This is a genomic window from Chitinivorax sp. B (genome assembly GCF_005503445.1).
Taxonomy (GTDB): Bacteria; Pseudomonadota; Gammaproteobacteria; order Burkholderiales; family SCOH01; genus Chitinivorax.
In genome coordinates this window covers 18,460-44,853 of sequence record NZ_SCOH01000022.1, presented here as the reverse complement: position 1 = coordinate 44,853, position 26,394 = coordinate 18,460, and the positions used below count along the sequence as shown (strand labels likewise).

Below are 26,394 nucleotides of genomic sequence, written 5' to 3'. Positions count from 1 at the left end.
GATTTACTCGACGATGTCGACCATTGCGTGGGAAAGGCTTTTCTTGAAATGTTGGGCTGCCTGCTCATGCTTACCAATATGCTCCAGCAATTGTGCCAGTTCGATATGGGCAACAACGGAAGGCGAAACCGCCAGACTTGCCTCCAGATAGCTTTGCGCTTTGCCCCATAGTTGTTGGGCATGGCATAACCGGCCAAGCGTCAGCAGCAATGCTGCATCCTTCGGGTGTTGTGGCAGCCAGGATTCAGCTTGCTGGATCAGTTTCAGCAAATTGTCGTTGCTGTGAGTGCCTGAGTGATGCAGGTTGCCGAATATTTCGATCAGTTCGGTATCCCAATCGTGTTCGAGTGCGTTGATCAGAATATCGGTTGCCAGCTCGGCATCACCCAATTGCAACAGTTTACGTGCTGCCGCTGCTGCTAGTCTCGGTTGCAGGCGGTCGGTCTTGTCGAGCCGGCCCCACCATTCCCGCAGGCTACGGACATTCATGGGCTCATGCTTGAGAATATGCAGATACGAGGCCAGCCGAATGGTTTGTGCTGTGGCTGAGTCGATTGCATCGCTTTTTTGCAGCTGTTCCAGAATGCGCAATACGGCATCCGGTTCACCACGTTGCTGGCGGATCTTCAATTCCAGGCGTAGTGCGTTGGTAAGCTTAGGTGCGATGGACTTGGCTTCTTCCAGCGCATCCAATGCGGCGGTGGATTCACGTTGATCAGCCAGTAGCTCCGCTTGAGTGATATAACGCGCAAGTTTGGCATGTTGGTCAGCCAGCCCTGCCTGGGACAGGTACCCATCACGCTTGTCGAAATCACGCACGATATGTGCAGAGCGTGCTGCCAACAGTGAGGCCAGTGCTTTGCCACGTGGATCGTCCTCCAACTCGGCTACTTTGTTGGCATCTCGTTCTGCACGGTTGTAACGACCCTCAAAGAAAGCTTCCAGCGCATCAAATAAGGCAGTGCGAGCCGTTTCCTGGTTGCGTTTACGGTGATAGGCCTTGACGTGCTTGGGTAATTCCAGTGCATTGAACGTGAGGCGGAATAGACCATAGACCACGATGAACGCAGCAATGATCAGAATAATCAATGCATTCAGCGAGATATCGAGCCGGTAAGGCGGTACCACGAACAGCGCATATCCGTCATTGACACCCGCCAACATAGTAACGGCAACAGCCGCCGTGAAAATGGCGATCAGCCAGAGCAGCAGCTTCACTCGACACTCCCGACAGGTCTAAGTTTGGCATCTCGTATTGCGTTCAGACTGGCTTCCAGGCTAGGCGGTTCGCTGCCAATCTCCAATTGTGTCAACTGCATCAATCCTTGTAGAAAACCTTTGCTTTGTGGTGAGGTGGCGTCGAAATAGCGTTCGACATACTGACGTGCCAATTGCAGATCACTCTGAAAGGTGACGCCATCGCGCTGCAGATTGGCCATGCGGGCGTCCAGCAGCCTCAGTTTCAGGTTTTCACGCAGGAAAAAAGCCTGCTCCGGCGACAGCAACAAGGGTTCCTGGTTGTCCAGCCGGCGTACGCGAATCAGATCCTTGAGCTCCGTCCACAGTTCACCCCATAGTCGCTGAAAGACATTGGCGTCAGCTTGAGCTGGAGCTGCAGGAGTTCGGGGTTGTGGTTGTTCCACCACCAATGGCATGCTGTCGATTGCAGTCAGCAACCCGTCGATTTTGACGGCAATGCCAACTGTATCGATGAACGGAAACTTCTTCAGTACTTCCATATCTTTGGCCAATGCTGTACGTACTGCCAGCCACTGTGGCTCGTTCTGGCCTTGCAGGCGTTGGTCGATGTTCTGTAATGAAATCAGCGCCAAGCGCACATTACCGGCCAATTGCAGATGCTGGTTGGCCAGCATCAGTGCTTGCTCAATGTCTGCCAGTGAGGCTTCGTCACGGCTGCGCGACAGTTCCTGATACATGGCCTCCAGCGCGACTTGCTGATTCTGTGAATCGCTGAGCTTGCTTTCCAGTATTGCCAGACGCGTCTGCATCTGAGTGACCTGTTCGGTGCTTTTTTCAGCCAGCTGACGACTGGTCTGGTTGAAACTACCGGCCTCCAGCTGCAGCTTCTGCATCTTGTGGTTATTGGTCAGCCAATGAGCCGTGACCAATATCAATGCAGCAGCACCCAAGGCAAGGCCCCAATTGAAACGAAAACCGGAGGTAGCCGATGCGGGAACATAAGCGGGAGGTGGTGTCGGTGCGGCTGTGTGGCTCTGAGAGGTGGTGTCCTTCGGTGCCGTGGCGGCCGGGGGCGCAGTGTTGTTTGGCGCCGTATCCATCTTGTCTTCCATTCGGTGGTTGAACCAGTCGCAAAGGCCCACGAGCATACCGTTATCGCCGGGGCTTGTCACAATGATGCGGGAAAATCCCAATTCTGCTGCGCGGGCCGCAATGCGTTGATGGGAAACGAATAGCGCTGATGATTGTAACTGCTTGATGTGGCTTTCTCCAGCCAAGGTATGCAGATGTTCCAATGCCTCGGTGCTACTAATGGTCCAAACCGGCAACGGATCGCCTGATAACAATGGGCCGATAGTATGATTGATACAGAGTCGTTGATAGGCCTCAATGTACTCGACATGGGCACCGCGCTGAATCAGCGTATCTGCCAGCAGTTCGCGTCCGCCATCACCACGGAAGATCACTACCCGCTGGCCGACCATGTGTTGCAGACGTGGTAATGCCAGTAGTCCCTCGCTATCGAACCGGTCCGCCGGTATCAGTGGCGGAGGGGTATCATAGGTTGCCAACGCGTCGGCGCTACTCTGACCGACGACAACAGGGGTCACTGCGGCAGGCCAGCCGCCTGCTTCCATCACTTTGGGCAACACCCGTGAAATGGCAGTTGGGCTAATCAGGACTGCGAAGTCGAACTCGCAAAGTCGGGCGATGATTTCATCCAGCGCATCTGGGCTACTGGGCTCACCTATTGCCAACAATGGTAGTGGGATGGCCTGCCCGCCAGCTTCGCGGATTGCGTCGATCAACTTACCGGCTTGATCGACCGGGCGGGTAACAACAACACGTGCATAGGCAGGAAGACGTGGCATTCGATCCTCGGCAGGTATTGAAATGACGCACCTGAGGCCGCAGCCCGTGTGGGCGGCAGGTGCGTCCCTTCACAATTATCGATCATTTATGCCGTGCATGCTTGGGTGGATATTTGACGATATCCAGTTGACTGTTGGCAGGTCAGGGATGTGTCAGTTGCTGCATGATGTCACCGGCACCTTGTAACATCAAGGCTTCAGCCGCAGCTTGTCCCAAGGCTTCAGGTTTGTCGCGGGAGCCGGTCAGGGTGGTGTGCAGCAGGCGACTACCGTCTGGCAGCGCGATAAAAGCACGTAGTTTTAGTTTGCCTTCAACTACTTCCGCAAAGCCACCTAACGGAACTTGACAGCTGCCGCCCAATACCCTGCTCATGGCGCGCTCCGCACGAACACAGATCGCGGTGTCGGCGTGATTCAGTGGCGCCAGCAGCTTCAGTAGATCAGCCCGATCCGTCCGGCATTCGATTGCAAGTGCACCTTGGCCAACCGCCGGTAGGCTATCTTCCGTTGACAACAGGCTGGTAATGCGATCTGTCAGGCCCAGGCGGCGCAAACCAGCTGCAGCGAGAATAATGGCATCGTATTGGTCTTCATCCAGTTTGCGCAGACGCGTCTGGACGTTACCACGTAGCGGCTTCACTGTTAGGTGCGGGAAACGGTTGCGGATCTGGCTTTCACGGCGCAGGCTGGAAGTACCAACTACACTGTTCGGTGGCAAAGTGGCCAAGTCGGTAAAATGGTTGGAAACGAAGGCATCACGTGCATCTTCACGTTCACCAATGGCCGCTAGCGTAAAACCATCGGGTAACTGCATTGGCACGTCTTTGCTGGAATGGACGGCGATATCGGCCCGACCTTCTTCCATGGCAACTTCCAGTTCTTTGACAAATAGCCCCTTGCCGCCGATCTTGTTGAGGGTTACGTCCAGAATGCGATCGCCTTGTGTGGTCATACCCAGTATTTCGACTTCAAGCCCTGGATACAACGTGCGCAAGCGAGTCTGGATATGTTCGGCTTGCCACATGGCAAGCAAGCTCTCACGAGAGGCGATGATGACTTTGGTTGGACGGGATTTGGCAGACACGATAGGGATGCTCGCTTGGGAATGAACGGATTTTAGCATGTGCTGCCATCTCGATTCTTGATCAAGATCGGGCTGAATGCCTTGATGGCAACGGTAACCCGATCCCCTATCTGCAGATCGGCCAGTTCGTCACCATCACCGATTACATCCACGACTTCCTGGCCTACCAATAAGGTCACAACCTGAACGACGTCCTCCTGCCGTACTGCCAACACCTCTGCCCCCAGATTGAACTTGCCGCGCGTGCGCGGCCCAAGCAGAACAGCATGAGGTGTACCTTGGGCAGTGATTCTGCCTTGATCAAGCTGCCACACTTGCTGAGCTAGCCGCACAACTTCGCCAATATCATGGCTGACCAAAATGGTCGTGATGCCTAGCGATTTCTGCCATTGCGCCAGATCTCGTTGTAACTGGTGCCGGGTGGTGCCATCCAACGCAGTCAGTGGCTCATCCAGCAGCAGCAGTTTAGGGCGACGCGCCAGTGCACGGGCCACGGCCACCCGTTGCCGCTGGCCGCCAGAAAGCGTATCCGGTTTGCGGTCCGAAAAGGCAGTCAATCCGGTCATGTCCAGCAGATCAGCCTGTAGACTGGCTGATGCCCCGGCATAAGCCAGATTGCCTCGAACGGTCATGTTCGGGAAAAGCGCATAGTCCTGGAAGACATAACCAATCGATCGTTTTTGTGGTGGCAGGTGAAAGCCTCGGCTGGCATCAATCCAGACTTCGCCATCGACGGTCAGATGACCACTATCCGGCTGTGTCAGTCCGGCCATCATCCGAAGTAGGGTAGTCTTGCCCGCGCCTGATGGACCAAAGACAGCCAGACATTCACCGTGGGTGATCTGGCCAGAAACAGAGAGAGTGAGCAGCCCTTGTTGGGTATGCAGTTGCCGGGTCAATTGCAAATCGATCATGTCGCGATGGCTCGGGAAGCGTGTCTGTTCAACCAGTACACCATCAGTACGATGACAAAGCTGACCACAAACAGAATGGCGGCATAGGTGTGGGCAGCAGGGTAGTTGAGGCTTTCGACTTCGTCATAGATGGCAATGGAGGCCACTTTGGTCACACCGGGGATATTGCCGCCAATCATCAGAACAACCCCAAACTCGCCAACAGTATGGGCAAATGTCATCACACAACCAGACAACAATGCCGGTTTGATGTTCGGCAACAATACTTTAAATAGGGTTGTCAGCGTTGATTTACCAAGGGTATACGACGCTTCGCGTAAATCTGCCGGTAGTGTCTGTAAGGCTGATTGCAATGGGTGCACCATGAATGGCAGGCTGAACAGTACAGAGCCGATCACCAGCCCAGCAAAGCTGAATGCAAGGCGGATATCAAACTGGCTGGCCAGCCATTGTCCAAAGGCCGCGTTGGGGTTGAATGCGAGTAACAGATAGAAACCCAACACAGAAGGTGGCAGCACCAATGGCATGCTGACTAGTGTTTCCACTACTGGTTTGATACGCCGATGGCTGAAGGCCAGCCAATAAGCCAGGGGTAGGCCAACCACGAAAAGAATGGCTGTAGTCAGCGCGGCCAGTTCGGCAGTGAGCCAGAGCGGTTGCCAATCAATCATGTCGGGTCTTCCAGAATGGCCATTTCATTGGCTTTGATCAGTGCTTCAACCTGATCCCCTATTTGCAGTGCTAAATGGTCGGCAGCACGCGTGGTGATCACTGCATATAAGGTATGCCCTGCCAGAGCCATGGTCACCCGGGTTAGTACTTTACCCCGGGCCAGTGCCAGTACGTTTACTGGTAAACGGTTACGCAGGCTGAGCTGGCCTTGTAGATTTTTGGCAAGTGACACCTCGGTATCCTTGAACACCAAGGTGATGGCCTGGCCAATTTGCCACACTGGTTGTGTTCTTCCCGCCAACAATGTGAGGCTGACCGTTTGACCAAATGTCTGTGCCTCAAGCAGTGTGATGGCTCCTTCCTGTTCAATGGCGGATAGGATGGCAGGGAGCCGGTTCATGGTAGCAGGTAGCCATATTGTTCAAGAATGGCACGGGCTTTTGGGCCATAGAGAAAATCCAGCCAGGCTTGTGACGCTTTGGCATGGTTTGCCTGCCCGTACTTTAATACCACCGCGCCTTGGGCGATAGGTTGATACATTGATTTGGGCAGTTCGGCCCAGCGCCCTTTACCTGCCATTTCTGGCGAGACCACAACGGATTTCGCAGTAATTCCGATATCGGCAGCTTGGCTGACAATATATTGGTTGGTTTGGGCGATGCTTTCACCAAACACCAGTTTGTTTTGCAGTGATTCATCCAGTTTGGTGGCAGCCAGTACCTTCATGGCCTCGCGTCCATAAGGGGCTGTTTTGGGATTGGCCAGTGCGATTTTGTTGACGGAGCGGTGTTTGAACGCCGCTTGCCAATCTGTCGGATCAAGATCACTGCGTATGGTCCATACCACCAGTATCCCGTAGGCATAGGGCTTGGGTGCGGCCACAGCAAAGCCTTGCTGATGTAGTTTTTCGGGAAATTCCATATCTGCTGATACAAACACATCAAATGGGGCGCCATTCATGATCTGAGCCGCAAATTTGCCAGATGAGTTGAAACTGGCCTTGGCATTGTGCCCGGTTTCAGTTTTGAAGGCGCGAGCCAGATCATCAAAAGCATATTGCACGTTGGCGGCAACAGCGACAGTCAGCGTATCTGCATAGGTAAAGCTGGTGCTGGCCAACAAGGCCAGTACAAACAGGCGAGAGGTCTTGGTCATGAGGTGATGTCTTCGTCAGGTAGTGGAAAGCGAGTGGCGGTACGGGTCATGGCGATACACCCAATATCACATGGAGGGCTTTGATCAAGGTTGTGGCATCGTCTGTAGCTAGTAGTACAAGGCGTGATGTACCTGATGTGTCGTGACCTCTTGGCGATAGATCTGGGGCAGCATTGGGTTGAATGATTCAGCCATGGCTTGTTTCCATACTGAGTTGGGCTGTGCCAACAATAAGTGCGGCCAGTTGCGTTGCCAGGTCCTGTATTTGGCCAGATTGAACACAAATTCGTTATATACACGATTATATAACGCCTGTTTGGTAGTGTCCCTAGTGCAAATAGGTAGCGGTAGTCTAGTTCTTTCAGGCAAAGAAATAAGGTGGTTATCGATCGAACTTGAGGCAAGTGTGTAGACAAGGTTGGTAATGGTCTTGCTGCAATGAATATAGGGACGACGAGGCACTTTCCAATGGATCGGGACAGGATACTATTGTTGAATAGTTTTGAATGTATTCTTTCTATAAAAATAGAACGTGAAATATGAATTTCACAAGATATTGGTTTATTTTTCCATTAAAGATAGCGCTATCTTTAATGATGTTACGAATATATCAATCAACTTTATTGAAGATTAACGATCAACAAGGAACACAAAAACATTGTTATCAATATTTAAATGACTATCGGTCATTGGTTGATAAGCTATTACGTAGTAGTACTTATTTTTAAGCTGATGGTTTGAAAGGATTTAATTGATGCTAATGGGGATTGGGATGGGAATTGAGGATTTCCACAGTGCATATAAAAATTCTAACAGTGTTAACTTATTTTTACACTTTCATCACAAATTCATGACAAACCGCAGCTTTGCTGATGTAGCGGGTTGGCGTCAAATTAGCTTGGCAGAACGCCTCGGTACTTTATTCCGTAATAGAAAGAAAAGATTTTGGATAAATCAGTTGTATTTGCAGCAAGCCTTTCCTTGTGTCTTGGACTAACAGCTTGTGGTGGCGGTGGCGGTGGTGGTGGCGATAGCGACAGTACGCCCAAGCCAACAGCCACTCCGGCACCAACCGCCCCGGTACCTTCGCCGGTAAACCCGACACCAGATCCTGCGCCTACGCCTTCACCAGGGCCTGCTAGTAAGAATGTGACCAGCCAGCGTCTCCTTGAAGGTGATGTATACAGCCTGCATGTGGATGTACCCGGGGCAGGCAAGCTGGGTAAGGTTTCCGTGCTGCAAACACAAATGAGCAGTAGCGGTGTGATTACAGATAATCATGTGCCGAAACGTCCTGTCTACAGTTCGCCCATTTTTCTGCATCAGTTGCTGTCGGCGCATCCTTTTTATGCGGCTGACTACGGCGATCATACGATCGGGGCGATGGATTTTCTGGATGGGGAAAAGTTGAAGAATGAATTCCATGCATGGGGGAAACGTGGTTGGCTAACGCACTCTGTCACAGGGGACCAGGCAACTTATCGCTTTCAGTTTGAGGAGGTCGATCTGACTGACCAACTCATGAAGAATAATCTGCAATTCAGTACCGGCGAAACAAAAAATGGATTGCTACCCGTTAGTAACGCGAAGCTGGTCGATACCCTTGGCAATGGAAAATTCCCTGTCGGATCAATCGGCTTGCGTACCCACGTGGTATTGCCTGCAAACAAGTTATTGAAGGTTGACAATCTGTATGTGAAAAAAGATACCGCCGCTGGTTTACGTTGCATCTATACCTTCGATGGGGCTACTGAAGGGGTTGGGCTGATGCTGGGCGCCAATACGGTGGATGCTTTCAAGGTGGATGGCAACTGCAAGGCAACAGGATCAAAATTCGCGAGTGGTACATTCCGGACTATCGAGCACACAAGCACCTTGGGTATTGTCAGAACAGACTACCTGTTGAATTTTGGTGGATCGGGTGACGTGGAGCGCTTGGTATTGAGCCCTACTTATCAGAAAGCCAATGCACGGCTGTCTTTCCAGCTTTCCAACCTGATATCCGATGACGAGACTATTTCCGTTTACTTCGACGACGAGGTTACCTTGGTTGATCCACAACTGCATTTCAACAAGACAGCCATCAATGCGCTGAAAGTACAGCTGGGCTTGTAGGACATGGCCGGCGAATCGCCTTCGGTCAGAATCCTTTGACGAAACAACATGGCGTCAGTCGACGACTTCGCCATGTTGGCCCCTTCATCTCGCGTTATTTCATCAGAATTTGTTGCCAGCATCGTTTGCGGACTGGTATGCGACTTATGGCTGTGCACTATCAAATCAAAGGTTGTTTATGAAGAAAACGGTATTGACCGTTACGGGTATTTCATTGTGTCTGGGGTTGACTGCATGTGGTGGTGGTGGCGGAAGCGAAAGTACACCTAGCCCAACGCCAACCCCCCCTGTAACAGGTGTGACACCAGCCCCGGCTCCTGGTCCTGCACCTGCACCTGTACCCTCACCTACCCCAACGACACCTGTGCCTCCCTCTGTACCTCTTCCACCCACGACAACAAGTACAACACCTGATAAACCTGTTTTTACCCTGCCATCCAACCCTACCGTCGATCGTCTCTTGGCTGGAGATGTTTACAGCCTGTATGTGGATGAGGAATCGCAAGCGTTATCTGTACTGACATCCAAAGTGTTGTCAGATGGCATATTGTTGGATGATCGGCCGGGAAAAGGGGGAATCAAGACGCCTACCTTCCTGCATCAACTGTTGACTGCGTCACCCAAGCTGCAAATTCAGACGGCGATCCTCGATCCATCAATGAACACAGCTCGGTTGGGAAATGCCTTTCAGGTAACGGATACGCCAGGGTGGTTGACTCATGGTACTTCGCCAACCCGTGTCACTTATCGTTTCAAGCTGGAAACGATCGATCTTGTCGATCAGTTGATGAAAGATAATCTGAAAACTAGTCTGGGTGAGGATAAGGACGGGAGATTGAGCCAATCCGGCACGACATTGCGGAGCCAACTCGGCGAAGCAAAATTTCCAGCGGGGGCGGTTGGATTGCGAACACATTTGGCGCTACCTGCCAAAACGGTGATCAGCAGTAGTGGCATTGCCATGTATTACCCTACTATGGCGAAATTCTGCATCAAAATCGGCAAAGACATGCTGTTGTTTAAGTTAGGGACAGCCAATACCGTCAGTGTATACAGTGCAAAATTTGTGGGTGGACATGAAAAGTGTACGCCAACAGGTGATGCTTTGGGCGAAGGGCGCTACCAGGTGATGCAGGATGAGACTATAGGCTCCTATGTCCAGCAGCACTATTTGTTCGATTTTCCTCATTCATTTCGAGTAGAAGCGTTATCCCATAACCAGACCTATCTGAAGCATGGGTCGAAACTGGCGATTTCGGTTAAAGATAACGTGACCGGTTATCTGGGTGCTTACTTTGACAAGGATACCGAATTGATTGACCCGCAGTTGCATTTCAACAAGACGGCCATTGATGCCCTTAAAGTACAGCTGGGTATGTAAACCTGTCAGTCGCAATCAACGTCCCTGATGATCAGGGATGTTGTCACTGCACGGCGCTATTGCGGGTTGGCATCGCTACCGGACTTACCGGTAAACAATTCGTCTTTGAAGCGATCCAGCGTGCCATCGGCCTGCAACTGTGCCAAACCTTGATCGAATAGCTTGATCAAGATTCGGCCATCTTCGGTTTTGCGCGCAATCAGATGTCCATGTCTAGAGGAAAAAGGCTTAGGGTTGGTGGTCATCAAATCGCGCGCACCAGGTGGGAAGGCGCCGCTACTCAACAGCTGCCAGCCGGAAAACTCATCCATTGGAAACACATCGATCCGTCGAGCGAACAGCTTTCTGAAGTTGAGTTCATCAGATGGTGCTTCATCAATGGTAAGTGTCTTGTGTTGTGCGGCATCCCAAAATGCTTTGGTATAGGTATAGCCACGGGTGGCACCAATGCGTAGCTTGGCGAGATCGCTCAACTGCTTCCAGGTAGGGACGGATGTTGCTTTGAGATGGAACAACATCTCACGGTGCTCTGAGATAGGTTTGCTATAAAGGAATTCCTTGGCACGATCCGGATCGGTAAACCAGAACGAACTGGCTTGCACATTGCCCTGCCGGACTTCTTCCAGTGCACGTTTCCAGGGTGCGTAGCGAAATTGCACGTTTACGCCAACCCGCTCAAAAGCTGTTTTGACCACGCGATTCACATAGCCCTGATTGGGAGAGCTTTCCGTTGCCCATGGAGCGTATTCTCCGGTGGAGATCACGATGTCCCGCGCGTAAGTGGTTGCACAAACCAGCCACCCAATTGCGATCAGTATGTAACCCATCTGTTTCAGCATTGCGGTACTCCTGAATACACCCGCTCTGGCGGGATGCATTCAGTATGGCAGGTTGGATTTTGGTTTTCGAATGATTGATATGGTGTTGTGTTAGGAAAAATGGCGAGGAATTCCCTCGCCATTTTTCAGTCAACGTGTTCAAGAAGCTTCATGGGTAGCCGGTGTTTCACCAATTTTTTCGGCTTTGGGTGGGAAGAAGAACTCGCTTGGTCGACTGAAGAACCGCTTTATCAATGCTCTACCCAAGGGGCGGGCCATATCGAAACTGATACGGCGGGACCGCAGCGCTACCCACAGTGCCAGGCTGAAACTGACAGTGAGGTTGGTCATACCGATCAGCCAGATGCCGGCTATCGACCACAATAGCGTCTGCCATGGTATCTGGTTTTCCAGCCCAACCAATGAATATGCAAAATTGGCTGCCGAGAATGTGATGTGGCGAATATCGATCGGCAAGCCAATCAGGAAACCAATGGTGCCGATGGTACCCAACATGCATCCGAAGTAGAAATTACCGGCTAAACCACCCAGATTGTTGCGAATGTAATTGGCCAGCCGCGCCAACCGCGCTTCACCTAATAAACGCTGTAGCCATGGTCGCTGTTGCAGTCGTTCCGGAATTTGATCGTAGACAACCTTGTTGTCGTAGTAGCCTGATATCAAACCCGCCAGGAATAGGCAACAGCCCGCAATCGCAGCATGTGGGATAGCCAGGCTGGTAATTGGATTGATGTCATGTAGCAGGTGTTGCACCTTGGCTGGGTCTGCCAAGTGGCTACCGGTACCGGCGAACCATAGCCAGCCCAGGGCATAAGCCGTGGGGATGGCCAATAGCACGTTACCGATGATGGCAACGAACTGGCTGCGCATTACGCGTATTACCAACTCGGTCAGGTTATCCATGGCGGTTTTGCCGTCTTCATCCTGGATGGCGGCGGCAATGTGGGCGGCGGTCATGGCCGGTTGCTTGGTGGCAATGGTGAAATGTAAGCGGTGCACCAGCATGAAACCCAGTGCATAGTTCATGCTGAACAGAAAGGCCTCGATCAGCGGTGGTGCATGCAGTTTAGCCGTGAGAATCTTGATCAGGGCCATGAAGCCTACAATCAGTCCGGCCCCGGATGCGGACTTCAGCATCTGCCAGTAGTCACGCCGACTTTGAGTGACATAGTGCTCACCCGTGCGGCTGGCATGCTCGGTAATCTGACGGGCGATCAGCTCAACGTTGTCCCTGAAGAAATCACGGATATTCAGCTTGCGATTGTCCGCCCACAACAATTCATTGAACAGCGCCAGGGCTCGTACGCGCTTGTCTGTCGTATCGCCCGGCTCAATCAGGTGCAATAGTGTACGTAAGCGCTGTAGACTTTGCTGCAAGCGTACGAGCAAGTAGGTAAGGCTGACACTGACGCCGCTGACACTCGCTTGTTTGCGAATTTTGGCCATCACTAGCTCGCACTGATCCAGCAAGACCAAGGCATGTTTGTTGTCGTCACGCGGATTGTCTGGATTGATCAGCCAATTGCGGTGCCGGGCGATGTAATCGACGATCTCAGCATTTTGCATCAGGAACGGCGACTCGAAACGTTCGACATCCGGATGGTTGCGAACCAGTTCCGGCTCTAGCCCCATGCTTGAGATTCGGTAGGACAATACCTGGGCTGCATCAAGCAATTCACCAATGATGATACGGCGTTGCGCATCATTCATGCCATTCTCACTCAATACATCGAACAGCGCGTGCCACACACTATTTGACACGGCCTGAACCCAGATGTGGTCATCACGCCGATGAAAGATGAGGCCGAAAATGTCCTTCAAATAGTCACCGTTGACAGCGGGCGGTAACAACTTGGCAGCCAATTTATTACGTAGTTCGGAAAAGAAGCCCGCATTGGGCAGAATACCTACGTCGGCATATAGATGGAGCTGCTTTCGCGATGCCAAGCTGACCAGTAGATAATGCCGCAACGCATGGCGATACTCGGCATGCTGTTGAAGTAGCAGTGTCAGAGCCCGCAGATTGTTGACGGCCATCTCTGTGTCGCGCGCCCGTTTGGGGCGGATGGCAGCTACCAGCTCTACCAGTGGCGCAATGTCGGTAGTGTCGGGTTGAGCGACAAGTTGCCGGAGAATAGACTCCATAGGCTCTCCTTGACCGTGATTGATAAATTGATAAACAGCAAGCTGGCGCTGTCAACTTGCCAGCAATCAGCAATGCGGGTGCGATCTCAAATCATGGATGGCAGGTGTGGGAACCTGGTAGTTGAAACAAAACCGGGTCAACGATGTTGATCTGAACGGGATAGCCACCTGCCGCGACCAACGATGATAGCAGCCCAACATGGCCGGAAAAAATTAAGATCTGCTAATGAATCCAGCGTTCGCAAGCCAGGGTCATTCGTGTTTAGTCTGACTGGTTTTTGATTTGGTTCAACCGATGGACTTCAACAGCAGCATCAAAAGGTGATGAGCGTGGTCAATATAGCCGCCACCAAAAAAATTGGCGTGGTTTAGCACATGGTAAAGCTGATATAGCGGACGCCGACGAGGATAGCCTGCCTGCAGCGGATAATGAGTCTGGTAGGCAGAGTAGAAGCTGGGGCCGAAGCCGCCGAACAACTCGGTCATGGCCAGATCCGTCTCCCGATCACCATAATGAACTGCTGGATCGAATAGCACTGGTGTATCGGTGTCCAGCCATCCTACATTGCCATGCCACAAGTCGCCATGTAACAAGGATGGTATGGGGTGATGATCATCAAAAAAAGGACCCAACTGATCCAGCAGATGCTGGCCATTTTTCACAATTGTGGCGCCCCAAGGCTGTGTTGAAGCCATTTCCAATTGCGGTAACAGACGGTGAGCACGCCAGAAATCACACCAGGTTGCGCAGGTGGCATTGGTTTGGCGGAAGGTCCCCAACAGATTGTCACAGTGCCAGCCAAAATGAGGGCCAACGATACGATGCAGTGTGGCCAGGTGGGTACCTAAGTGTGTTTCGTTACCACGACACCGCATCGATAGCCATTCGAGCACTAGGTAAAAGGTTTTGGCTGCATGGCCATGACAGACGATGGTCGGAATGCGCACGACTGCAGCATCCTGAAGTGCAATCAACCCGTCGACCTCGGCCGAAAAGCTTTGCTGCAAGTGGGTCTTAACGAAATAGTATTGCTTGCCGTTGCTGATCTGCCATACCTGATTGACTCCCCCCCTGGCACCGCTTGGTAATGTTTCACGTGAAACGTGCAACAAGTTGCTTGGGTAATGGCGGTAGCGATGGCGGACAGCAACTCGTGGGATAGCATGTCATTTCCCGCCAGCCATCAATCTGTCCGTTAGTCCACTGGCCCGCATCGGTGCATGTTCAATAGCAGACCGCAAACTGGCGCCTACCCCCCAAATCTCGGCATGCTGCTTGGCCCGGGTAATGCCGGTATAGATCAGGTTCCGTGTGAGCACGGGTAACGGGGCATCCGGAAGCACCAGGGCAATTTGGTCGAACTCCGAACCTTGGGATTTGTGGACCGTCATGCAGAAAGCGGTATCGTGTGGCGGCAAGCGGGCGGGTGTAAACGAGCGGAACCCGCCTTCTGCTTCAAACCATACCCGCAGGCCAGTCGGGGATTCCAAGGTGATACCGACATCGCCGTTGAACAGCTTGAGGTTGTAGTCATTGCTGTTGATCATGATGGGCCGGCCGGCATACCAACCGTTGGCGGGTGAGCCACGCAGTACTTGCTCAGTGATGCGATTGAGCTGATTGACACCGGCTTCCCCATCACGAGTGGCGGCCAGTAGGCGGAAGCGGTTAAACGCAGCCAATACGACATCTGCGCCCTGCCCGGTCTGGATGGTCTGCCAATAGGCAGCATAGCCCTCACGGATACGGGTTTCCAGGCGACTGGCAAACTGAGCAATGCTGCTTTCATGCCACTTGATATCGCTGAAACGGTTACTTTGCAACAAGGTGATGGTACCCAAAACATCGCCCTGATTTGCCAGTCGAGCCAATTCGCCTATGCCACTGCTACCATCAAAGCGGTAGCTGTGTTGCAACAGCATGACGCTGTTGCCGATTCGGCTGGCGGGCACAACATCGGCTTCAATGGTGACATCTGCCAATGCGGCCAGTTGCTGGCAGGTCATTGAGTCATATGTTCGCAAGCTGCAAATATCACCAAATACTGCCCCCGCTTCTACTGAAGCGAGCTGGTCCTTGTCACCCAACAATATCAGCCGGGCGTGGGGTGGTAGTGCATCAACCATCTTGGCCATCAACGCCAAGTCGATCATGGAGGCCTCATCTACCACTAGCACATCACAAGGGACCGGATTGGCTGAATGATGGCGAAATTGGACCGATTCTGGGCGTGGGCCCAGCAAGCGATGTAAGGTTTCTGCCTGTTCCGGAATGCTGGTAATGATATGGGCGGGTAAAGGCAGGCTGGCCTTGCGTCCCCGAATGGCTTCCGCCACTCGAGCTGCCGCTTTACCAGTTGGGGCAGCCAGACGAATCATCAACCGCCCATCATGCAGTGCTTGCAGTGCACCCAGAATTTTTACGACTGTCGAGGTCTTGCCAGTACCTGGCCCCCCCGAGATCACTGTAAACCGGTTTATCAGAGCAGCTGCGGCTGCGGTCTTCTGCCAATCCGGCTGCTGTTGGCTGTTTTGAAACAAGGAGGCGAGAATGTCATGAGCCTGCCGGTTGTCCAGATGTGGTCGGGTTTGCACCATGTCTAGCAACCGGGTGGCCAGTTGGTATTCGTACAGCCAATACCTTGTCAGATACAGGCGACCTTGATCCAGCACCAGTGGTTGAAAGCCCCCAGGCCGTCCACAGATGGGGCTGTCCAGCAACTGCTCAGACAACTGGCCATCCGGGTCCACTGCGGCCAAATCAAGGCAGACATGGCCTTGCGCCGTGGCCTGCATCAATTGCGTCACCACTTGTGTCAATACCGGCGGCAACGGGCCAGCCAAGCGGGTCAATACCCTCAGGAATTCGGACGCAAGCGGTGAAGGCGATGCCGTCAAGGCGATGACCTTTGCGCTGGCCAAGCGCGCAAGGCCAGGTCGCCAAGCTGTTCCAGCGTCGCGCGATCCGCGCCATCCCGTGCTTGCAGGGCCATGCCCTGAATCACCATTGCAAAGTAGGTCGCCAAGTGTGGGATATCGGCGGTGCTGGACAATTCACCTGCCTGCTGTGCTTGGGCCAACCTGGCCTGGATCAGATTTCGTGCGTGTGTTCGGTGTTGGGTCAGCAGTTCGGCCAGGCGGGCGTTTTCTGCAGCACAATGAACAGCCGCATTGGACACCATGCAGCCTGATGGGTGGCTGGTATCGGTAAATAATGCCGCTGCCGTCCGCAACATATGGTGCATGGCCTGCCGCCCGTCGCCTTCGGTATTCAACGTTTCTACCAGCAATCGGCCGTATTCCGCCAAATAGTGGCTCAACGTTTCCCGATATAGATTGTCCTTGGAGCCAAATGCAGCATACAGACTGGGCGGGTTGATTTGCATCGCGTCGGTCAGTTGTGCCATTGACGTACCTTCAAACCCGTGCTGCCAGAACAAGCGCATGGCGGCGGCGAGCGCCCGCTCGCGATCAAACACGCGTGGGCGGCCCGGCGTACGTTTTTCGGATTTTGGTTCCATGATGTGGTCGCAAGCAAAGACAACAGGTGGTGCATTGTAGCGAGATTTGGCCGGTATTTCCGATTCTGTCATTAATTATTATAACAATCACTACAAAATAGATTGACGACGTTTTGCATGTGCTCCTATTATGTAGTGACCACTACAAAACAAAGGAAACAAAATGCAGACACCGTTCAATGCCTATCAGCTGGTTGCCAATGGGCAAGGCAACCAATTGCAACTTGCAAAACGCATCCTCCCGGCGCTAGGCCCGCATGAGGTTCGGATTCGCATGGCGGCAGTCAGTTTGAATTATCGGGATCTACTGGTCAGACAAGGTTTGCAGGGCGAACTGGCACCAAATTTGATCCCCTTGTCCGATGGTGCGGGCACGATTGTGGAAATTGGCTCCGCAGTGACCGACTGGCGTGTCGGTGACCGTGTCTCCCCTGCCTTTTTCAACGGCTGGCAAAGCGGGCCGTATCGCACCGCACATTTGGTGACAGCGCTGGGTGGCGGGCAGGTGGATGGCGTACTGAGTGAAGAAGTGGTAGCCAATGAATGGGCGATTGTTGCGGTACCCGACCACCTCTCCCTGGTAGAGGCTGCAACCCTGCCTTGCGCCGCAGTCACTGCATGGCATGCATTGTTCACCCGTGGTGGGCTGCAAGCCGGCGAAACGGTGTTGATACAAGGTACCGGTGGAGTCGCGCAATTCGCGCTGCAATTGGCCGTGGCACAAAAGGCCAGGGTGATAATCATTTCATCATCTGACGCCAAGCTGGAACAGGCCCGTAAGCTGGGGGCCTGGCAAACCATCAACTATCGTCAGCGTCCGGATTGGGATGCCGCTGTATTGGAACTGACAGATGGTATTGGCGCGGATCACGTGCTGGAGCTAGGCGGGCCGGATACCTATCAACGCAGCATTGGTGCCGTAGCAGCGGGCGGGCGGATTGCCCAGATTGGTGTGCTTACCGGTTTTGGTCCCAAACCTGATTTGCTATCAATACAGTTTAAAAATGCTGCAATTAATGGTATCTGCGTGGGCTCTGTGGCGCACTATGCAGCGTTGAATGGCTTTTTGACACAACACCGCATTCATCCCGTGCTGGATCGCATGTTCGAGTTTGACGAAGCGCCTGCTGCCTATGATTACCTGGCCCAGGCCGGCCATATGGGTAAAGTGGTCATCCGTTTGACGGATGACTGACTCCCTTGGCGGATGAGGGCAATATTGAGCAGTTTGGAAGGCTGACCAATATCGCCTACTTGAGAAAGCGCCCTGCTCTGGCTTCCAGCAGGGTGATCAGCTCTGGCTGCATGTATTCGTAGTCGTCAGGGATATCCAGGCAGATCACCCGCTTGCCGTTCAAATGGGCTTTGAAGCGTGCCGCCAGTTTATTGCGGTGCGCTTTTTCCATCACGAACACATGGGTGGCCCAAGCCAATTGTTCGGTAGACAGCTGTACCTCTGCATCAGGCCCCAGTCCGGCCGAATCGGTCTCCACATTGGGCCAGCTTGCAAACACTTGCTCGGCCGTTGGGCTGCGCAAGCGATTCCGGCTGCAAATGAACAGTGCTCGCTTCACGTCTGCGCCTGATAGTCCACCACGAATACCCCTTTCAAGATGCCACTGCCAGATAACCAGCTGACAAATGCCTGGTGTGCCGGGTGTGGCAGATAGGCATCACGAGCCGCTGCATCGGTAAAGGTCACGGTGTAGACATGGTGGAAGCCCTGATCATGTCCTTCCTGACTGTGGTTACTGCCATGCTCAAAGGCGGTGATGCCAGGAATGCGTTCTTTCAATGTTCGAAAGCCATCAGTGACCTGTTGGATGTCTGCAGCAGTTGCATCGTGCCGGTATTTGAAGATGACGATATGGCGTACGGGCTGATGGGTATTGGACATGTGTGCCTCAAGTAGGAAAGGGGATAACTTGCAAGCTAAACAGAAATTCTAGGCGAGACAGTTCCTGGGTCGCAAATCACTTGTTCAAATCGGGCAATTTGAATCGGCGTTATGTTTCAGCAAAGTAAAATCGGGTACCCAGGCTGTCCGTTGTGCATAAAAATCATTTTCGGTGACCGTGATAGCAACCGTCTTTTCAAGCAGGTAGAGATCATAATCCCATTGGTAGGCCTCCCAGCCAGGGCGAAGTGTAATGCGTTGGAATTTGTAATCCCAGTATTCCCACATCGAATATCGAGAATTCAAATAGCGGCGTTCTTCTCGTGGTATGCCAGGTTTGGGGCGGGTGCGGATATGGACAAAGCGACGATTGGCCTCGCCTTCCGGGGTAATGTCGGCTACTACCGCTACACCCTGATTCAAGGAGGCGATGATGCGTTTACTGACCATCATCGGTTTCATCGATATGTTGTGCAATGGTTCTATTCCCCTCGCATCCATGTATCCAGCGCCAGGATCAGCGCTTCGCTCGGTCTGTCGTGAAACACGCCCAATCGACCATCGGGTGTGACACCGCGTAGAAACAGGTAATACACCCCGCCAAAATGGTGTTCATAGCTGTACTGGGTAAGCCGCTGAGTCAGAAAGCGGTGCAAGGCGACAGTGTAGATCAGGTACTGCAGGTAATAATGATGCTGGGCCATGCCTTGAATCAGGTTATTGGCGGTGTAATCGGCCAGTCGTGGGCCCAACCAGTTGGATTTCCAGTCCAGGATGTAATACCGGCCTTCGTGCTCAAACACCAGATCCATAAAGCCCTTCATATAGCCTTCAACTTGCTGGAAGCTGAGTTTGCCGACGGCATCAGTAAATGCTTTGGGCAGTTTGAAGGCTTTATCCCGCAGCACGCTGCGTAGCCCAGCCATATCAAAACGGCGCAGGTGGTAGGTGAATTCCATTTCCGCCATGCGCCGTGCCGCGGTGACGGTATTCAGGCGGATGCTACCAGGTGTATCCAACACCAATGCCAGTTGCGGGGCGGTTCCATCCATGGGGCTGTCGGCTGGTGGTAGGCTGGCATTCAGCACAGTACGGACCATATCCCTCACCACATCCGCCCAGGCAGTATCGAAACCATGTGCTGTCAGTTCGATACACACCTGAGCATGCAAGGCGGTGGGATCGTCACGGGTAAATTCCCAGTGTTCGAAAATGGCATGCAAGCAGGTGCCCGGTACAGCACCCCGTGGAAAGTCGGCCATTGGATGGTCACTGGCAGGTCGGGTCAGTGGTTCGTTGGTTGACTTCACTGCGTCATGGTCGGGCGATTCATGTGCGGCCACTGGCCCGTGGCTGGCCAAGGCCGAAAAGCTGGATACCCGCCAGCGTGGTGCCATGGTGCGGTTCAAGGTAGCTGCTTGCAATTGGGTTGGAACCACAGGGGGGGGCAGATAGCGGGTATCGCTGATTTCTGCCGGTAAGATGTCGGTTGCGCCATCGGTTTTGTCGGCAAAGCGGCGAACATCTTCCAATATCTGGTCGCGCGATACACCTGTCAGCCGTTCGCGAATGCGCGCCAGCAACGTCGGGCCGTTGACTTTACCAATATCGGCCGGTGGGTGTAACAGCCACGCCAGGGCGGAGGTATGTAACCCTTCGCTGGGTTTGTCGTCCTTGCTGCTGGTCGATGGGGTGTCGATTTGCCCCCACACCACATAGCAACGATGCTTGGCGCGGGTCAGTGCCACATAGAGCAGCCGCAGCTTTTCGGCGAGCCGTTCACGGCTGGCCATGCGGCGGTGGCTTTCCATATCACCCAGGCCAAAGTTCAGGCGTGCCCTCCCCTGTTCATCATGAAAGGCGACGGCATTTTCGTTGGGGTGCATCAGCTTGCCATCCCAAAGAAACGGACAAAACACCACCGGGTATTCCAGCCCCTTGCTGGTGTGGATGGTGACAATGCGGACACGGTCCGCATCGCTTTCCAGCCGCATCAGTTTCTCTTCGCTTTTGTCTGGTTCGGCACACTGCTGTTCATACCAAGCCAGCACGCTGTCCATCCCGGCACGGCTACGGCTTTCCACCTGGGTCAGTTCGGCCAGATGTAATAGATTGGTCAACCGTCGTTCACCATCAAAGTACGCCAAAACCCGTTGTGCAGTATTACGGTTATCTGGGCCGACATAATCCAGCCAGTGGCGGAACATGTGCATGAATCCGTGTTCGCGCCACAAGCGATGCCATTCGCCAAAGGCGGCCAGCCATTGTTCCCATTCACGTTCCTGCTCTTGTAATTGTGCAATACTGGCTGCATCCAACCCCATCAGCTCTGTGGCCAGTGCAGCCCGCAACGAGGCCTCACGTGCGGGTTGGAGAATGGCCTGCAACACACATAACCATTGCCGTGCCTCGGCTGCGGCAAACACACTGTCCTGCCCCTGCCGCACACTGGCCACCCCTCGTGCGCCCAGTGCATCGTGAATCAGCGCGGCTTGTCGGTGCGATGGCACCAGCACGGCAATATCGCCGCCCCCTAATGGTCGATCGATCCAGTGGCCTTGTTCTTCTCCTTGCAGGCGTGCCTGACCATTGGCCGCTAGGTTCAACAATCGGACAATCTCGCTGGCAGTGCTGTCTGCGGCCTGCTGGTTAGCCTCACCCTTGCCCCATTTGGTGGGTTCCTGCTTGCTGGAAAAGGCTTGCGACAGCATCAGAAAGCGGAATGCAGTACCACTATCATTGTCCACAATCAATTCAGCACGGGATTTCTCTGCGGCCTGTACACCCTGAAAACCAATACCTTCATCCAGAAATGGCAGCGGGTTTTGTTTGGGCGAGAACAAGGCATTCACCGCCCTGACCAACCCCGGTAACGACCGCTGGTTGGTGCTTAAGGTGTACTGGGCATCGGTGGCCTTACGGGCTTCCAGATAGGTGTAGATGTCCGCACCGCGAAAACTGTAGATCGCCTGCTTGGGGTCGCCCACAAAGAACACCGGCAAAGTCTGGCCCACATACAAATGACGGAAGATTTCGTACTGTACCGGGTCGGTATCCTGAAATTCGTCGATCAATGCAGCACGATAAGTGTCGCGGATGCGGTCGGCAAGATAACCACCATTCTCGCCACGCAATGCTTCTGCCAAGCGGTTCAGCAGGTCGTGGTATGACAGTTGACGACGTTGCTGTTTGTTTTGGGTCAATGCGGCATTGCAATGGGCAAGCAATTGGTTCTTGAGTTTGGCCAAGCGGACTTCGAAGGCACTGAGGATGGCGTTGTTCGCTTCATGTAATGTTTCGAACAGGCTGAATACCGCGTGGCTGGGTGGGCTTAGCTTCTTCTTACGTTTGTTGAACCCCTGATACAGGCCGCTATCGCTCAGTGCCAGTGCCGCCATGGGCACGGTCATGGGTGGTTCGGCCACCCAGGCATCCAGGGCGGCGATCAGCTTCTGTAACTGCTCGCCTTTGTGGCTGCTGTTGAAGCCATCCTGCTCTTCAAACGCCAGCAACAACGCGACAGCTTCATCCCGCTGTTCAAACCAGGCTTCGTGTGCCTCATTCAGCGCGGTTTTCAGTTGTTGTTGCAGGGTTATGTTGTCGGCCGGATCTTCAATGTCGATCAGCTGCAGGAAATCCTGCTTACCAATATGGGGGGCGATGTCATGCAGCCAGTTGGTCGGTGTCTGTTTCTGATCGGCCAACCATGCTGCCCAGGCACCGGTAGCTTGCCCTACTTCACGGCGCCAGAAATCCTCAACCACCTCGATCAATAGCCCATGCTCATCAGTTAACAGCTCAGCGTCAAAATCCGTTCCGCTTTCAAAAGCGGCATCACGCAATACACGTTGGCAAAAGCCATGGATGGTGTGGATGGCGGCATCGTCAAATCCGCTGATGGCGCGGGTCAGGCGGCGTATGGCGGTATTCAGCTCACCGTTGTAATGGTTGACCAGGGTGCGGCAAAAGCTGTCATCGCTGTCGCCGTGTTCGAACGCCCTGAGTACTGCAACCAAGCGTGCACGAATCCGTTCTCGTAGCTCAGCAGTGGCTGCCTTGGTATAGGTCACTACCAAGATCTGATCGATCGTCAGGCCCTGTTCCAGAATCAACCGGGTATACAGGCCAGTAATGGTCCAGGTCTTGCCTGTGCCGGCACTGGCTTCGATCAGCGAAACGCGGTCCAGCGGTACGGTGAATACGTCCAATGGCAGGCTGCAATCAGGCATCGCGCGCTCCGCTCATGGCATCCAGCAAGGGGGTATACAAGGTGACGGCCAGCTTGCCGAATGTGTCATCCAGCGGATCAGCAGCGCGCCATGCGGCTTGGTACCAGATATTTTCCGATTCACCGAAATGCAGGTTGAAGCGCATCTCCGGGGCATCCCATTCCTTGCGGGCATTCGCCAGCGCTCTTTCCTCCGGCTGGTTGCGGTGAATTGCTTCTGCATAGGCATAGCTGGATTTGATGAAGAATGGCAACGGTGCGTGCAGCCCTTGCCAATAGTGATCCAGCAATACACTCAGCAGTTCAGCCGCATGGTCGGTGGGAGGCAACACCAGTTCGCCATCCAGCCCGATCAGACGGCTTTCCAGCCTGATACCTGTCGGGGCACAGGTACACAGTGCCAAATGGTTCAGCCACAGCAAGAAGCGATCGCGTGGTTTGATCAGATCGGTTGTGTGTTGCACGATGCCAGCCGCAGTCAAGCCATGCAGCCAGCCGGTCAGCACCATGCCGTTGTGTTCCAGTCTTAGCAATTGTGGGGGGAGATGGGGGAGATCCTGCCAAGGAGCCAGTTTTTGCACCAACCCGTGTACTACGATGGCTTCTTGTTGCTGAAGGTGCAGGCCGTATTCGCCTGCAGGTAGCAAACCACTGGCCAGTGCCAGTTGCCGGCCGGCCTCTACATGGTTGCGTTGTTGCCAGCCCAGTTCCAGTTTGCGGATTTCCTGCTTGCTGCGCCAATCCAAGGCAAAGGGTTCGCTGGTTTCAATTCGGTCATCCGGCTCCGTCAGGCTTAGCTTCAGGCGTTGCCGTAGCAGGTAACGGGCAGGGTTGGCGTAAAACGCATTCAGATCATTCAAGTCGATCTGCCGCCATTCATCCCCAGCAGGTGTCAATGGCGTTTGGAACAGTGGCTGGGTGTGTTGTTCACCCTGCCCCGCATGCTGGGCCGCCTCACACCAGCGCTGATTGAAAGAACGCTGTCGGGCACCAGGCTGGAAGTAATCAGCATTGAATGGCTGCAACGGGTGCTCGATGACCACATGGTGCCGAATATGCGCAGCCTGGTCTTCCGCAGGCAGTAGCGATTCATCTGTTAGGTGGAAGCCAGTCCCAACGGTATCCAACAGATCGGCCAGTAGCACGGAGGGTGGTAATTCGCTGTTGTCGCGCTGATCCCGGCCAACATAGCTCAGGTACAGGACTTGTCTGGCAGAGACCAGGGTCTCCAGAAACAGCCAGCGGTCGTCTGCTCGCCGTGAACGATCTCCCCGGCGCGGGTGGCGGGCAATCATGTCGAACCCTAACGCTGGCTGGCTTCGTGGAAAGGCGCCGTCATTCAGGCCCAATAAGGCAATCACCCTAAATGGCAGGCTGCGCATGGGCACCATGGTGCAAAAGGTGACGGAACCCGTCAAAAAGCCAGACGAACCTGATGTCCCGTCAAACTGAGTGATCAGCCAATTCTGTATCACCCGCATGGGCACGACATCGGCAAATCCCGCGTCATCGGCAAGCTCACGCAGTAACTGCAATGCTGCTCGAATACTCAGGATGACTGGCTCATCATCCTGGCTGGGTATAAACAGTGCATCCAATAATTGACCCAACCGATCTGCCCATTCCGGCAATGTGGTGGGTTGTTGTAAGCGTGCCGCCCACGCAAACATGGTTTCGACCAGATGCGCCAAGCGTGCCGCCAAATCCGCCCGGCTGCCTTCCAGATCGTCATAAGGCAAAGTCTTTAGCCACAACGGTGGCGAGCCATCCGCTGCTGCCATCGGCAGTGCGGCACCCAGCAATAGCCGATCCAGCCCGGCACGCCAAGTATTGTGCTCCTGAGCGGGCAAATCCAACGCATCTTTGTGTTCGCCATCCCTGCCCCAGCGGACCCGGGTGGCTTGCAACCAATCCTGCAACAGCGGCAGTTCATCTTCGGCAATCCCAAAACGTGCTTGGATTGCTGGTACTTCCAACCAAGCCAGTACTTCATCCAATGAAAAACGGGACTGCGGTAGGTTCAGCAGGTTCAGCCATAGCTCCAGCAAGGGGGACTCGCTGCGGGCACCACGGTCGGCAATGGCATAGGGCAGATACGGCACACCATCCCGTGCAGCAAAGGTTGCATCGATATAAGGCGTGTATTGCTCAATATCTGGCGTCAACACGGCAATGTCTGCCGGTTGCAAGCTTGGGTCGTCGCGCAGCAGCGACAACAACTGGTCGTGCAACACCTCTACTTCTCGCATGGCACTGTGGCAAACGTGAATCTGCAAAGACCGGTCTGTAGCAGCAATCGGCAGCTTGTTGCTTTCATCCCGCAGGTTGAGCGTCAGCACATCCTGCTGCAAATGGCCCAACAACGTATCGGTGGCATCGGTATTGGGTTGGAACAGATCGTTCAGCGTAGGCATGGAGGCCAGCTGATCGAAGAAATCCCGTCCCTGGCGGCCCAGAGATGCCAATAACGGATTGCCTACATCCAGGTATAAATCGCTGGGGCTTTCTTCCCCGCTGGCGCTGCCGCCAATGTCACCCCAGCTTTCGGCACAAGGGTTCAAGGCAAAAAAGCAAACGTCGATCTGTTCTGCCAGCTGCTCAAAAACCTGTAAATACACCGGTGGCAGGCTGGTCATGCCAAATAGCGTCAATCGCTGTGGCAAGCGTTGCTTGACCTCTTGCGTGGTCAGGGCTGCCAGCAAGCGTTCCATCAATCGTGCGCGGTGGCTGACCTCATGCCCTTGCACCATGTCGCGCCATAACTGCGACTGCCAGCCTTCATCATCCCCCAGCCCCAGTGTTCTCCCCTGTTCCCAGGCTGCAATCCAATCAGCCCGGTAAACCAGATATTGGTCAAAAATGTCCGCAATCCGATGTGCCAACTGGTAACGCCGCAACGCATCTCCACGAGCAATGAACGACGCCAAGCGTGGCGCCACAGCCAGGTTCGCCTGCTCACTCAACCATGCCAATACCCGCCATGTCAGCACCTCCGGAGAAAACGCCGACCGCCGCGGCAAATCCCCCAATGCATTAGTCAGCAACTGCCACATGAATGATGCCGGCAAAGGGAACTGCATATTTGCACACACCCCATGCCGCTTCGCCAGCTCAAATCCAATCCACCGCCCCATCCCTTTTGACTGGACCACCACCACCTCCGGCACAAACGGCGACGCTAACGGACTGGACGTGACTACCGCGGAAAGCAGCTCCAGCAGAGTTTCTAGGCGGTTGGATTGGTAGAGGTAGAGCATGCAGAATCGGACGTAAATACCTGCATTTTCGTCCTAGCAAGAACGAAATACAAGATAGGGCAATCTGTGAATGTTTTCGTCAGGGTTTTTCATCAAAAATGGAATTTTACATTGT

20 protein-coding genes are annotated in these 26,394 nt (G+C 53.7%); 3 read left to right on the top strand and 17 right to left on the bottom strand.

Features of this window, described 5'->3' with window-relative positions:
* Nucleotides 1–3: 3 nt before the first annotated feature.
* The 7 genes from FFS57_RS14275 to modA all read right to left on the bottom strand — a co-directional run bounded on the left by FFS57_RS14275 (nucleotide 4) and on the right by modA (nucleotide 6,896).
* Complete coding sequence (locus FFS57_RS14275) at nucleotides 4–1,218, bottom strand: heme biosynthesis HemY N-terminal domain-containing protein (RefSeq protein WP_137938485.1); 1,215 nt, start codon at nucleotides 1,216–1,218, stop codon at nucleotides 4–6.
* Entirely contained in the window at nucleotides 1,215–3,071 is a 1,857-nt protein-coding gene (hemDX, locus tag FFS57_RS14270; RefSeq protein ID WP_137938484.1) for a fused uroporphyrinogen-III synthase HemD/membrane protein HemX, read from the bottom strand. The genes FFS57_RS14275 and hemDX overlap by 4 nt, the downstream gene beginning before the upstream one ends.
* Before the next feature lie 142 nt (nucleotides 3,072–3,213).
* Complete coding sequence (gene hemC, locus FFS57_RS14265) at nucleotides 3,214–4,194, bottom strand: hydroxymethylbilane synthase (protein WP_137938483.1); 981 nt, start codon at nucleotides 4,192–4,194, stop codon at nucleotides 3,214–3,216.
* A complete protein-coding gene (locus FFS57_RS14260) occupies nucleotides 4,188–5,069 on the bottom strand; it encodes an ABC transporter ATP-binding protein (protein ID WP_137938482.1) in 882 nt (293 codons plus the stop codon). The genes hemC and FFS57_RS14260 overlap by 7 nt, the downstream gene beginning before the upstream one ends.
* Entirely contained in the window at nucleotides 5,066–5,740 is a 675-nt protein-coding gene (gene modB, locus FFS57_RS14255; protein WP_137938481.1) for a molybdate ABC transporter permease subunit, read from the bottom strand. Before modB ends, FFS57_RS14260 begins: the two co-directional genes overlap by 4 nt.
* Entirely contained in the window at nucleotides 5,737–6,141 is a 405-nt protein-coding gene (locus FFS57_RS14250) for a TOBE domain-containing protein (protein ID WP_137938480.1), read from the bottom strand. The genes modB and FFS57_RS14250 overlap by 4 nt, the downstream gene beginning before the upstream one ends.
* Entirely contained in the window at nucleotides 6,138–6,896 is a 759-nt protein-coding gene (modA, locus tag FFS57_RS14245; RefSeq protein WP_137938479.1) for a molybdate ABC transporter substrate-binding protein, read from the bottom strand. Before modA ends, FFS57_RS14250 begins: the two co-directional genes overlap by 4 nt.
* 945 nt (nucleotides 6,897–7,841) lie before the next feature.
* Here modA and FFS57_RS26110 point away from each other — a divergent pair.
* Entirely contained in the window at nucleotides 7,842–9,011 is a 1,170-nt protein-coding gene (locus FFS57_RS26110; protein WP_137938478.1) for a hypothetical protein, read from the top strand.
* Between the two features lie 178 nt (nucleotides 9,012–9,189).
* Complete coding sequence (locus tag FFS57_RS26105) at nucleotides 9,190–10,392, top strand: hypothetical protein (RefSeq protein ID WP_137938477.1); 1,203 nt, start codon at nucleotides 9,190–9,192, stop codon at nucleotides 10,390–10,392.
* A gap of 56 nt (nucleotides 10,393–10,448) precedes the next feature.
* Here FFS57_RS26105 and FFS57_RS14230 read toward each other — a convergent pair whose 3' ends face one another.
* The 5 genes from FFS57_RS14230 to FFS57_RS14210 form a co-directional block, all read right to left on the bottom strand.
* On the bottom strand, nucleotides 10,449–11,231 hold the full coding sequence (locus FFS57_RS14230; RefSeq protein ID WP_171013950.1) for a substrate-binding periplasmic protein: 783 nt from the start codon (nucleotides 11,229–11,231) through the stop codon (nucleotides 10,449–10,451).
* 138 nt (nucleotides 11,232–11,369) lie between these two features.
* A complete protein-coding gene (locus tag FFS57_RS14225; RefSeq protein ID WP_137938475.1) occupies nucleotides 11,370–13,376 on the bottom strand; it encodes a site-specific recombinase in 2,007 nt (668 codons plus the stop codon).
* Between the two features lie 288 nt (nucleotides 13,377–13,664).
* A complete protein-coding gene (locus FFS57_RS14220; protein WP_171013948.1) occupies nucleotides 13,665–14,486 on the bottom strand; it encodes a fructosamine kinase family protein in 822 nt (273 codons plus the stop codon).
* A 57-nt stretch (nucleotides 14,487–14,543) separates the two neighbouring features.
* Nucleotides 14,544–16,274, bottom strand: a complete 1,731-nt coding sequence (gene recD / locus FFS57_RS14215) for an exodeoxyribonuclease V subunit alpha (protein WP_137938473.1) — start codon at nucleotides 16,272–16,274, stop codon at nucleotides 14,544–14,546.
* Nucleotides 16,271–16,897 carry a TetR/AcrR family transcriptional regulator gene (locus tag FFS57_RS14210; RefSeq protein ID WP_171013946.1) on the bottom strand — a complete coding sequence of 209 codons (627 nt, stop codon included), beginning with the start codon at nucleotides 16,895–16,897 and terminating at the stop codon, nucleotides 16,271–16,273. The genes recD and FFS57_RS14210 overlap by 4 nt, the downstream gene beginning before the upstream one ends.
* Nucleotides 16,898–17,060: 163 nt before the next feature.
* On the opposite strand from FFS57_RS14210, the gene FFS57_RS14205 reads away from it, so the two are divergent.
* Nucleotides 17,061–18,092, top strand: a complete 1,032-nt coding sequence (locus FFS57_RS14205) for a zinc-dependent alcohol dehydrogenase family protein (protein WP_137938471.1) — start codon at nucleotides 17,061–17,063, stop codon at nucleotides 18,090–18,092.
* Nucleotides 18,093–18,147: 55 nt separating this feature from the next.
* Here FFS57_RS14205 and FFS57_RS14200 read toward each other — a convergent pair whose 3' ends face one another.
* The 5 genes from FFS57_RS14200 to recC all read right to left on the bottom strand — a co-directional run bounded on the left by FFS57_RS14200 (nucleotide 18,148) and on the right by recC (nucleotide 26,279).
* The gene (locus FFS57_RS14200; protein WP_137938470.1) at nucleotides 18,148–18,471 is read right to left on the bottom strand and encodes a low molecular weight protein tyrosine phosphatase family protein; all 324 of its coding nucleotides are present in this window, start codon (nucleotides 18,469–18,471) and stop codon (nucleotides 18,148–18,150) included.
* Entirely contained in the window at nucleotides 18,468–18,794 is a 327-nt protein-coding gene (locus FFS57_RS14195; RefSeq protein ID WP_137938469.1) for a Dabb family protein, read from the bottom strand. The genes FFS57_RS14200 and FFS57_RS14195 overlap by 4 nt, the downstream gene beginning before the upstream one ends.
* Before the next feature lie 84 nt (nucleotides 18,795–18,878).
* Complete coding sequence (locus tag FFS57_RS14190) at nucleotides 18,879–19,256, bottom strand: hypothetical protein (protein ID WP_171013944.1); 378 nt, start codon at nucleotides 19,254–19,256, stop codon at nucleotides 18,879–18,881.
* A gap of 20 nt (nucleotides 19,257–19,276) precedes the next feature.
* Nucleotides 19,277–23,023: an exodeoxyribonuclease V subunit beta gene (recB, locus tag FFS57_RS14185; RefSeq protein WP_137938467.1), complete on the bottom strand. Its 3,747-nt coding sequence runs from the start codon at nucleotides 23,021–23,023 to the stop codon at nucleotides 19,277–19,279.
* The gene (gene recC / locus FFS57_RS14180) at nucleotides 23,016–26,279 is read right to left on the bottom strand and encodes an exodeoxyribonuclease V subunit gamma (protein ID WP_137938466.1); all 3,264 of its coding nucleotides are present in this window, start codon (nucleotides 26,277–26,279) and stop codon (nucleotides 23,016–23,018) included. Before recC ends, recB begins: the two co-directional genes overlap by 8 nt.
* Nucleotides 26,280–26,394 lie beyond the last annotated feature (115 nt).